Genomic DNA, 10,830 nt, shown 5'->3' on the forward strand with positions numbered 1-10,830 from the left:
TAATATGAGTTTTCGCTTTCCTGGCATTTTACTCGTTGCGTTAGGAATCCTATGGATTTCGGCGGGCGGCGTTTTCGCTATGGAAGCGGTCTACCTACGCGGGAAACTACTCACCGAAAAGAAGGAAGTCCTACTTTCGGAAATAGCGAAAATGCCGGATCGGATGCAGGACAAAATAGTATTACGAAATCTTGAATCTCCGGTTCTGCTCAGACCTGAAGACATTCAGAAATTATTTCCGAATGTTTCGATTTCCGGAAAAGAAACCCTGATTTTACCCTTGAATTCGGAATTGGATGCTAAGGATTTGGAAGACAGTGTCGCTAAAGAGATCGCTAAGCTTACTCAGGAAAAGGGCGCCGAATATCGCATAACTTACTTAGATGGAGAACGCTCGGTTCCGGCTTCCGGGATCGATCTTCGATGGGCGGGATTGCCGCAGGTGATTCACGCGGGCCAGATCGTCGCCTCCCTGGATTTTTATTTTCAGCAGAGAAAAGTTCATACTCAAAGAATTAAATTCAAAATCGAGAAGAAGGCTTCCGTATTCTTCGCAAAGAAAGCAGTATTGAAAGGACAAAAATTGGACACGGACTCCTTGGAGGAACGCACTGTTTTCCTTGAAGAAGCGTTTACCGACGGAATCGGAATGGAAAGCGTCGGATCGACCGCTTTAAAAGACCTGCAGGCCGGGGAACTTTTGCGACGCAAGCATGTCCGCTTTTTGTATGATGTGCAGCGGGGCGGCGACATACAACTGGTTTACACACGCGGAAACTTGGTCGTAAAAGCGAAGACGAAAGCGCTGACATCCGGCAATGTCGGTGAATTAGTGGAAGTCTCCTCTCATGCGAAAGAGGGGAAATTAACGGCTCGTGTAGTGGAAAAAAATACGGTATTATTAGAAAATTAAGATGTTTAGCATTGGAATCAAAAAACTGATCATCCTCTTGTTTTCTCTCGGAGCTTTCTTGGCCGTTGCCGCTCAGGAATTATCTCAATGGCAGGATAAGAATCCTTATTCTAGATCGCAAAATATTAAGATAGGAACCGCCGTATTCGTCCGGCTGAAAGACGGTTTTAACGCCGAATTCGAAATTGAATCCACTGCGGACGAGAATATCACGATCAAAGCGGTGCCGGATAAAAAAATCATTCCTGATAACCCTTCGTATAATAACGATAGGAGCATCGTTCGAAAGAATAAAGGAAAGATAAAGTCTTTGGGAAAGTTGAAAGGCAATTTAACCGCGACAGTTACCGCGATAGACCCGGCAACCGGATTGCTTACTTTGCAAGGCCAGAGATCTTCTACATATAACGGGGAACCTTCCGGGGTCGTTTTGACGGGTCGCCTATCGCCCGAGTTTTTATCCAGAGATAATTCCGTCGATGCGGATCGGATCGCAGATTTACAAATCCAATTTACCGGGAGAATCCAACCTAAGGATTTGCAACCTCCGATCGCTCTTAAGACCGTTAATAACCCGGACGGTTCCGTTACGGTTAAAGCTGAATTATCCGACGAAGAAAAGCAACGTTTCATTTTGGAACAACTCAATCGTCTTTTGGGGGAATCCCAATGATTAGAGTTCTTTTCGTATTTCTCTTAATAACGGCAACGGTTCAAGCCGCGGAAGTGCGACTCAAGGATTTCGCTAAAATCGAAGGAATTCGTGACAACCAAATCACCGGCTATGGAATCGTGATAGGTTTGCCAGGAACCGGAGATAGCAAGACTCCGATGACCAGCGAGAGCATGAAGAATTACTTAAAGAACCTGGGCGTCGAAGCGAATCTAAAACCGGATCAAACCAAAAATATCGCCTCCGTTTTAATCACGGCGAATATTCCCTCTTACGCTCGTAAAGGCGACCGATTGGACGTAACCGTTTCTTCGATAGGTGACGCTAAATCTTTGGAAGGCGGAGTCCTTTTACAATCTCCGTTAAAAACAGCTAACGACAAAATCTACGCCGTGGCTAGCGGCGTAATTTCCTTCGGCGGGAGAGCGGATAACGAACGTTCCACATCTGGGCGAGGCTCTAAGAAAACCGTGGGAATCGTCCACCAAGGCGCAATCGTCGAATCGGAATTGAAGGAGGAATTTTTCGCAAATCAGAGGGTCGTAGTTCGATTAAACGAAGCGGACTTTTCATTGCTGAATAATCTCATTAATAAAATACGCGAAACGATACCCGAAAAATTCGGCTTAAAAGCGGACTCGATCCAAGCGCTTTCCCCTTCGGAAATCGTGCTTGAGGTAGGTGCGGGGTTTTCCAATAAATCGCCTGGGCTTTTGGCTCTTCTTTCCGATTTGGAAAATTTGACGGTTGATTCCTCACCGAAAGCGAAGGTCGTGATCAACGAACGATCGGGTGTTATCGTAATGGGCGGAAATATCGTCATAGACGAAGTTGCAGTCTCTCGTTCGGGCTTAAGCCTTTCGGTTGCCGATAAAAACCGTCGCGGCCAACGTCTTGGAAGGGATAATCAACAACCTTCGAAGGAATCCTTCTTGATCGAAGAGGCGACTCAAGTTTCGGATGTGGTTGACGCCTTGAATAAGGTAGGGGCATCCACGAAAGATATCATCGCTATTCTAGAAGCGCTGAAGACAGCGGGCGCTCTACATGCGGAACTAGAGGTTCAGTAAAATATGATAGATCAAATTAATAATTATTCCAATCGTTTAAACTTAACGGAGCGGCCGGAAGTACAGCGACTCCTTCGGGAAGAAAAGGAACTTCGCAAAGGACAAACTTTTCCGGAATTATTACGCGAAGAATTCAACGATAAACTTTCCGGTAAAGTCTCTTCCGCGGAAGTCCGTATGCCTCATAATATTAAGGAAGAAGTTACTGCCGACCCTTATCGCAAAAGATTATACGACGCTTCGGTCGAATTCGAATCGATTTTTGTGAAGATGGTACTTAAAGAAATGAAGGCGACCGTCCATAAATCAGGATTAATCGACGGCGGATATGCCGAAGAAATTTTCGAAGATATGCTTTACGACGAATACTCTAAGAATCTCTCGGCCAATTCGTCTCTCGGGCTTGCCGAACAGATTTACCAATCTTTGTCTTCGAATCTTTCTCCGATCAAGAAGTTAGACTCGAAGATCTGACGGGTCTTAGAAAATCCCCTTAATTGCCGTCTATCAAATCCCTGAAGCTAACGGCATCCAAATCTTTTTGAAAATTTAGTTCCGCTTTCTCCATTTTCTCCCGTATTCTGTCCGGATAAATTCGTTGAGAAGAATCTTCTTTTAAAAGCGGTCCGGGAATTTTTCTATAGAAATCGCCGAGCGTTAAATCAAGACCTGAGGCAATCGGTAACCAGGTTCCGTCGGATGTTTCACCCAGTAAACCCGCTTCGGATAAACTTTTTGTTAATCTCGGAATCTCTTCGGAATTCAAACCGGACTGAATGGCCAATGTTTCGGTAGAGGCGGAGAGTTTACTTTGTTTCTGAACCGCATAAGCCGCCTTTAAAATCGCCATTAATTTTCTAAATTCGTCGCTAAAGGAAGTATGACGTTCTTCGACTAACTGAAACGGAACCAAATATCGTTCCGGAAACTGAACGCAGGCGGTGATTTCCGCGCCGTAGAGAACGATCAGGGAGAGAGAATAAACTCCGATCAAAAATATCGGAATCGCCGCCAAAGCCTTGTAGACGATCATCGTCGTTTCTGAAAACGAAGTAACATATACTTTGAATCCGTAGAGAAAGAGCAGAAAGATCAGGCTCGTAAATGCGGCGCCGATTGAGGAGGCTTTGATCGGAACTTTCGTGTTCGGAATCAAAGTGAATAAGGCCAGAAAAAACCACCAAATCCCCGTTAGTGGAAAGGCCAATCGCAGAACATTATACGGAGAAAATACGGAATCTCCGCCACGGAGAACCGTAGTCATGTATTTCACTTCTCGATATTCGGAAAGACTGATTTTCTCGTATTCTCCTATATTCAGCAATCTAAAGCGACCGTTTTCGCTTCTATCGAATAAAACCGATGCGAATACTTTTCCCCGAACGGGAACATAGAAGGAATTCCAGTGCTCACCACTATCTATCGAAACTAATATGTTCCCGAGAGAGTCTAGAAGAAAGATGTCCGTGGATTCTTGATTTTCGACGGACCACACCTTCTGGAACGTGTAGCGTTTATGGCTGAGGTTTTTCCAGCTATGACCTCCATCGGTCGTCTTGTAAATGGATCCTCTTTCTCCGGCAACAATGAGTTCGTCTGGACGGATCTTATGGATATCTTTTAGACCCTGTCCTGCGATCTTATTCGCGATCCAAGTAACGCCTCCGTCCTCGCTCTTCCAAATATTTCCGTCTTCATCCACCAAGTATCCCTCGCTAAACTCCGGAAAGTAAATCCGATTGGCTTGGATCTTTAAGGTGTTCGGGAAGATAGGCTTGTAGCTTCTACCCTGATTATAAAAATGAAGAACTTCACCGTTTCCGAAGATGAAATAGAAATTTCCGTCGCTTATGAACTCGAAGTCGGAAAACTGAGTATTCTCAAAGTAAATCGCATTCCATACCGAACCCTCCAGGGGTCGGTTTAGAAAGAGTCCTTTTCGAGATATTGCATAGACTTTATCCTCGCGGATGAGAACGCGTATGAAATCTTCCTGCTTCAGTTCAGGCTTTTTACAAAAATCTAATCTAGTTCCGTAGGAATCGACGCAGCGAATATTCTCCAGATCGATGTCTGCTTCCGATATGACATAATCGTTCTTTAAATTCTTATCCAGCCGGAAAAGATTTCCGCTTTCTCCGGCGATCCAAATTTTTCCGTCAGGCTCCTTGTCCATGCTTAGATAGTGCGGAGGACGGAAAAAATCGGTCATTTTCTCGACCAATCCTTGACCGATTACGATCAGAAGAGGGCCTATAGACAGAATAAAAAAGTAAAATACGAATTTTTGCAAAAAAGAACGGTTAACGTCTATGCGCCAAATTCCGTTAAAAGAATTCTCGAGGGACCGCAATACTGCAGTTGCGGAAAATACCAAAATGACAAACCCTATCGCGCCGATTTGTCTGGCCGCGTCTATCAGATCACCGATCGTTTCCAGATACGGATTGATATCCAGGTTGATGTTACTAGCTAGGAAAAAAGCGTTGATGCGATCAAATATCTCTTCCTTTCGATTTTCTAGACCCGAAGTAATCGTAAGTAAGGAGAGCGCTACCGTAAACATGGGGATCAGCGAGACGATCGTAGTATAGGAGATTCCGGAAGCTTTCATAAGACAGTCGTCTTTGATGAAGCGATACGCGGACGAAGCTAAGATTCGGAGGGAGAAATTTAATTTTCTTAATATTCCGGAATCGGGAATATAATCGAACAGTCTGCTGTATTTATGATTTGGATGGGAGTTCATAATTTTATCGCGTAATGCACCATAGAAGAAGTCAACGGTTGTCCGCCTCGTTTAAGTTTGCTACGAAAATGATAAAACGTTATCGTAATCCATTTTCGATAGTCTCTCCAAGACTTGAAACTTCCTCTCGATTTTAAAAGTTTTGCATAGAGAGGAAAGTCCACGCCGAGGTAAGTAACTTGTCGTCCGAATCCTCGTTTGGCAAGAATTTTCCGTAGGTTGGATTCGGAGTAATAATATACGTGGCCCGGGAGGTAATAATGGTATTTTGGTCCGGCTTGCTTAGCTTGCCAACCATCGAAATTGGCGGTTTGTATGAGCAGCAATCCTCCGGGCTTTAAAATTTTTGCAAGTTTATCAAAGACAGCCTTCGGATTTTCCAAATGCTCGATCACTTCGATCAATGTGATTACGTCGAAAAAATTTTCGGGCAGGTCCGCATCTAAAAACTGGCCTTGCCAAATTTTAATTCCTCGCTTTCCGGCTTGTTTGGCGGAATACGGGGATATCTCGACGCCGTAAGGAATATATCCCTTTTCGAGGGCACAGTTTAGGAACCCCCCGAAGGAACATCCGATATCCAGAAAGTTTCCTTCCGGTCGGAATTTTGCGATATTCTTAAGTCGCGCGAACCAAACATATCGGTCGAATTTTTCCGTCGTTCGTTCGTCTCTATACGTAAACCCTTGGTTTCCGGTATAGTATTCCTCGTTATACAATTCTTCAGGAAGAGGGCGCGGGAATTGGGCTTGCAGGCCGCAGGTTTTACAGAGGCGAATCTGTAATCTGAAATCGGAATATTCCGAAGTGTAGAGTTGTTCCCATCGGCAAGTTCCGTCTAACGGACATTCTTCGTAAATTACTTCCGAGCGAGAAAGATCCAATGGCAAATCCTCTCATCCAGTTTTCCTAATGGAGTCCGTTCGGTGTATCCGAGCTCAAAGGATGAAAATCCCGATCCTAACTCCCTAATTTCCGATTCGGAATAAAACCAGGTGGATCCTCCCTTTAAATCAGGGGTTCCTATTTTTCCGTCCTTTGCTTGCAAGTGAGTGTCGCCTAAGGCTCTGACAGAGGCCGCAAGATACGCTCCGGATTTCATAATTCGTTTTAAATCATCCGTCATTGCTTTGGCCATTTCGGGAGGATTATAATGCAGTACGCCCCAACTTACGATTAGATCGAACTGCTCGTTTTGAAAAGGGTACGGTGGACGATCCAAGAGAAACGTTTTTGCCCACGGATAGGATTCTCGTATGGATGAAATGGAATTCTCGCTATAATCCGCCGCACTGACTTCGTATCCATATTCGTTTAACAAAATACAATGCCGTCCAGATCCGGCGCCGAAATCAAGGGCTTGGCGAGACGTTTTAGCTGTCGGAATCCGGGAAAGAATTCGAACTAAATTCTCATCAGGATAATTTAATTTAGATTTGGATCGAGTATAATGAGTTTCCCAGGCCTGTCTAGAAGGATGATCAGCGGACATCATATTCGGCCTTGAACCTGGTCTTTATGCTTTCGTTCCAAACTTCTTCAGGTTGAGATGAATCTGTTTTGATTCCAAGAACTAAGGGGCGAACTTCGTTACCGGCGGAGGTATCTAGTTTTGCTCCGACTTCATGGAGGGTTCTTTCAAAGAGGACTTTCTCACGAGATTTGACTCGGAATTCGGGGACTTGTTTTAAGATCGAAATTCCTCGCGGAGGAATTTCAAAACGGATCTGCGCTTTTCTGTTAGGACTCGATTGCAGGGTGGAAGGCGGAAGTTCGAATGATTCACCGATTAATAATTTTATAAAATTCCTAAAATAATCATACTGCATATAGCCGGGGACCAACACGTCGGCAAGATATTCTCCACCGACCTCGGGTGCGGCTTCGATTAACACCGGTTCTCCTTCCGCGTTTAGTTTGAATTCTGCCACAAACGGGCAATTTTTCAATCCAGTCGCCTTAACGATGGAGCGACAGAGCATAATGATTTCCCCTGTCAGCTCGGATTTAGGGAAGGGGAATCTATGTGCCGCTTCTAAGAAAGGAGGAAATTCCGACGTTTCCTTGAGAGTCAGGCTTACCAAATGAAATTCGTCGGAAGAGACGAGTCCTAGTACCGTGCATTCCAAACCTGGAATGAACTCTTCCAAGATCCATTTTTCTTCCGCCTGATTTTTAACGGTCGCACTCTTTTTCGATTTTACCGAACTCTTTTTTGCATGAGGACTAACCATCGAGAGAAAGTGAGATACGACCGAGTCGGAAGTCAGGAGACGGATTCCCTGCTTTCCGCTTCCTTGACTCGGCTTTGCGATCCAAGGGTAAGGGATCGATTTCTCTTTCGCTCGCAATTCGGAAAAAGGAATTTCCTTAGGCACTCGAATTCCTTTTTCACTCGCAACGGATTTTAAAAGATGTTTATCGGAAAAAAGTAAGACCGAATCGGTACTAGCGTAGCGCAACTTGAGTTTTTCCGCAAGATAGGCCGTAGTGTAAGTTGCTTTCCCGTAAGAGCGGGTGCCTACGCCTAGGATCGGAATCGGGAGAGGGTTCTCCGAAACCGCCCGATGAATTCGACGATATTCATGAATGGATTCGATAATTCTGAGGTTAGAAAGGGCGAATCCGGGCGCTTTATCATTCCGATCTACGGAAATCACGTCCAGCCCTAGACTCTTACAGGCTTGAATCAAGGGTAACTGGTTTTTGCCTGCCCCGACTGAAAGAAAGTACCCTTTCTTCTTCATTTCCCGGATAGATATCCCTGTCTCAGGAAGGGATGTCAAAGGTTTTTTCCTAATGGGACAAAATCTCCCTTCTGGAAATCTAAAAAATCCCGATCTTAATAATAGAACTGCATCTGCTTTTCGGGAGGATTCCATGCTAAGAGGACTTTATACAGGATCGAACGGAATGACGATCCAGCAAACTCGCATGGACGTTATTTCAAATAACTTAGCGAACGTTGATAAAACGGCTTATAAAAGGGACACCACAGTATTTAAAACCTTTCCGGAGTTATTATTACATAGATACAATGAAGACGGAGTCGGAAAGGTTCCGATGGGATCGTTCGATACCGCTCCGGTAATCGGTAAGCTAGGATTAGGCGGTGAGGTAAACGAAGTTTATACTCGCTTTGAGCAGGGCGCCGTAAAAAAGACGGATAATCCTTTCGATATCATGTTGCAGGATCGTCCAGGATCCGAACACCCGGCTTTTTTTAGCGTGTTGACCAACCGAGGAGAAAGACTTTCTAGATCGGGAGCATTCGTTTTGGATACGAACGGATATTTAGTCACGCCTCAAGGATTTCCACTGATGGGAGAAAACGGTCCGATCAAAGTTGCGAGAGGTAATTTTCTAATTCGAGAAAACGGAGAAGTGTGGATCAACGGAGAGATAGGTAATGATCCGAGAAATTCCACTTCGATTGATAAGAATCGATTCGAAACTCCGGTACTTCTTGATCGTATCAAAATTCGAACCGTAGAAAATCCGAGACATCTGGATAAGGAAGGGGATTCATTTTATGTGGATACCCCTGAGTCCGGAGAGCCTCAAGCGTTCGATTTAAACGAAGAACCGAATATATTGCAGGGCTTTCTAGAAGCATCTAACGTGAGCGTGGTAACCGAAATGGTGGAAATGATCGAAGTGAATCGTTCTTATGAAGCGAATCAGAAGACGGTTCAAACTCAGGATCAAATGCTCGGTCGGTTGTTAAACGACGTATTGAGATAGTCATTTATTGTTGACAATCCCTACTGGATTTGATCTATGTGACTGAAAAACGGAAAGAGCCCGGTAGCAATTGCTCTTTCCGTTTTTCACTAAAATTTTTTGTTTTTTCGATTCTTCGACCTTCGCTGAAAGTTCGGAGGTTTGCTTGCTGCTACTTCTCTCCCTCCAGTTCTGCACGATCGCATCTAACCCGAATACCTTTAGATTCCTGAAGAAACAAAACTCATTCAGGTAAAGCTGTGAATACTCGGGCCTTATATATCCGTAGGAAGAGAATGCTTGCTTGATTACTCTGTGATTCCCTTCTGCGTACTGTATATGAACTCCTTCCTTTGTTACCCATCTATTTCTAGCCCACCTGTATCTCTTATCTTTTGAATGAGCAGAGTGATTTACCATCTTGTGATTGCGGTATACGCTATTTAACCAGGGATACCCTGAGTCAGTGTGTATCGGCGATTTTTCCGGTATGTTTTTTCGTATGATCGGGCCGAGTGTATTCATCTTCTGATCTGGGACGGAATCTAAGATTAACGCTCCATTACTCGTTGCAATGGTGTGTACAAGCGTTCCTACTTGCTTTCCGCCTAGTTTATCACTCATATAGATAGAAGCCGTAGAACCCCCGTGTTTATGCCTTTTACGGCCCTTATTAGCTCTCTGGGAAGCTGAGTACAATACTAAGGTATCAGCGTTAGTAAGCGTGATTCTATTTTTCTCTAAGGCCGCTTTCTTTGCTTTGGGTCCGCGATTTTTTATTACACGTTTTTCGGAGTGTGTTCGGGCGGTATTTTGAGAAGCGGAAGATGCTTCGTTTTCCTTTTGGAGCTTAGAATATACCAGATCCCTGACGTTATCCTTTTGCTCGCTTGCGAATAGTTGGATTCTTCGTTTTAGAAGAAGTGCGGTTTTGTAGGAGATCCCCGTTTTCTTTTGTATTGCAGTAGCGGTAAGAACTTTCGGGCTTTGTAAATACGATTCTTCCAATACGTATCCGAATACCCATAAAGGCAGTTTAAAGTGATGAAGGGGAGTATACGAAAGCCTTGAGGTCATGTAATGGCACTCTTCACAACGAATGAGATAGTCTCTCGTCGTGATCTTCTTAGTTAATTGGATCTTACATTCCGGGCAGAACTTAGGGTAAAAAGTATCGAGAAAGAATTCTGTTATATGATGGTAGTATTCCGTTTTGAGTGGGATAGGATTCTCTTTCGGAGTATCTTGATTTCTTAATTTGTAAGGATTATACTTGGGAAATATGGACCTTTCTAGTAAGTTCTGGGAAATCCTGTAGTGTGCATTGGAATTCATGAAATCCTCCGAAATGGAATGCGAGTAGATGTGTTTCAGATAATTGGAATGAAACGAGAAAATTCCGTGAAACAAATCATTTGCCAGTATGAAAATGGCTGCCTGATCTTTACTTCTTTTCGAGCAAAAAAAGTGTCCGGTTTTACGTGACTAAACTACTATGCTAAAATACTCCGATACTAAAAACAGTGGTGTCTCAATTTAATCAAGAATGATGCTTTTAAATTGGATGATCCCGATACGCGTAAACAAACTCAAGCAAGATTGAAAAGATATCGAAGATGGTGAATTTAAACTTGAAATAAATCACGGCATTCATCTTAAATTAAACGAAATGGGAATCACGAAGACCGAGTTGTCCAATAAA

General features: G+C 43.9%; 10 protein-coding genes. 5 read left to right on the forward strand and 5 right to left on the reverse strand.

All coding sequences use genetic code 11. The features are described 5' to 3' along the window. Positions 1–4: 4 nt before the first annotated feature. Genes flgA through LEP1GSC058_RS08235 form a run of 4 tightly spaced genes read left to right on the forward strand, consistent with a single transcriptional unit; the run spans position 5 to position 3,130 of the window. On the forward strand, positions 5–913 hold the full coding sequence (gene flgA / locus LEP1GSC058_RS08220; RefSeq protein ID WP_016549105.1) for a flagellar basal body P-ring formation chaperone FlgA: 909 nt from the start codon (positions 5–7) through the stop codon (positions 911–913). Between the two features lies 1 nt (position 914). Beyond that, positions 915–1,586 (forward strand): flagellar basal body L-ring protein FlgH, encoded by a 672-nt coding sequence (locus LEP1GSC058_RS08225; protein WP_016549125.1) that lies wholly within the window; start codon positions 915–917, stop codon positions 1,584–1,586. Further along, positions 1,583–2,656, forward strand: coding sequence for a flagellar basal body P-ring protein FlgI (locus LEP1GSC058_RS08230; RefSeq protein WP_016549119.1), 1,074 nt, complete (start codon positions 1,583–1,585; stop codon positions 2,654–2,656). Before LEP1GSC058_RS08225 ends, LEP1GSC058_RS08230 begins: the two co-directional genes overlap by 4 nt. A 3-nt stretch (positions 2,657–2,659) precedes the next feature. Continuing rightward, a complete protein-coding gene (locus tag LEP1GSC058_RS08235) occupies positions 2,660–3,130 on the forward strand; it encodes a rod-binding protein (protein ID WP_016549130.1) in 471 nt (156 codons plus the stop codon). A gap of 19 nt (positions 3,131–3,149) precedes the next feature. Here LEP1GSC058_RS08235 and LEP1GSC058_RS08240 read toward each other — a convergent pair whose 3' ends face one another. From LEP1GSC058_RS08240 to LEP1GSC058_RS08255, 4 genes are read right to left on the reverse strand one after another with little or no spacing between them, the layout of a single operon-like run. Further along, a complete protein-coding gene (locus LEP1GSC058_RS08240; RefSeq protein ID WP_016549118.1) occupies positions 3,150–5,405 on the reverse strand; it encodes a YhjD/YihY/BrkB family envelope integrity protein in 2,256 nt (751 codons plus the stop codon). Then, entirely contained in the window at positions 5,402–6,289 is an 888-nt protein-coding gene (locus LEP1GSC058_RS08245; protein ID WP_016549114.1) for a class I SAM-dependent methyltransferase, read from the reverse strand. The genes LEP1GSC058_RS08240 and LEP1GSC058_RS08245 overlap by 4 nt, the downstream gene beginning before the upstream one ends. Beyond that, a complete protein-coding gene (locus LEP1GSC058_RS08250; protein WP_039948203.1) occupies positions 6,265–6,900 on the reverse strand; it encodes a class I SAM-dependent methyltransferase in 636 nt (211 codons plus the stop codon). The genes LEP1GSC058_RS08245 and LEP1GSC058_RS08250 overlap by 25 nt, the downstream gene beginning before the upstream one ends. Next, positions 6,887–8,191 carry an ATP-grasp domain-containing protein gene (locus LEP1GSC058_RS08255; RefSeq protein ID WP_016549151.1) on the reverse strand — a complete coding sequence of 435 codons (1,305 nt, stop codon included), beginning with the start codon at positions 8,189–8,191 and terminating at the stop codon, positions 6,887–6,889. Before LEP1GSC058_RS08255 ends, LEP1GSC058_RS08250 begins: the two co-directional genes overlap by 14 nt. A gap of 94 nt (positions 8,192–8,285) precedes the next feature. Between LEP1GSC058_RS08255 and LEP1GSC058_RS08260 the strand changes: the two genes are divergently transcribed. Then, positions 8,286–9,149, forward strand: coding sequence for a flagellar hook-basal body protein (locus tag LEP1GSC058_RS08260; RefSeq protein ID WP_039948212.1), 864 nt, complete (start codon positions 8,286–8,288; stop codon positions 9,147–9,149). Here LEP1GSC058_RS08260 and LEP1GSC058_RS20490 read toward each other — a convergent pair whose 3' ends face one another. Continuing rightward, positions 9,150–10,463 carry a transposase gene (locus tag LEP1GSC058_RS20490; protein ID WP_016549132.1) on the reverse strand — a complete coding sequence of 438 codons (1,314 nt, stop codon included), beginning with the start codon at positions 10,461–10,463 and terminating at the stop codon, positions 9,150–9,152. It lies immediately after the preceding gene. Between the last annotated feature and the right edge of the window lie 367 nt (positions 10,464–10,830).

This window comes from Leptospira fainei serovar Hurstbridge str. BUT 6, assembly GCF_000306235.2.
Taxonomy (GTDB): Bacteria; Spirochaetota; Leptospiria; order Leptospirales; family Leptospiraceae; genus Leptospira_B; species Leptospira_B fainei.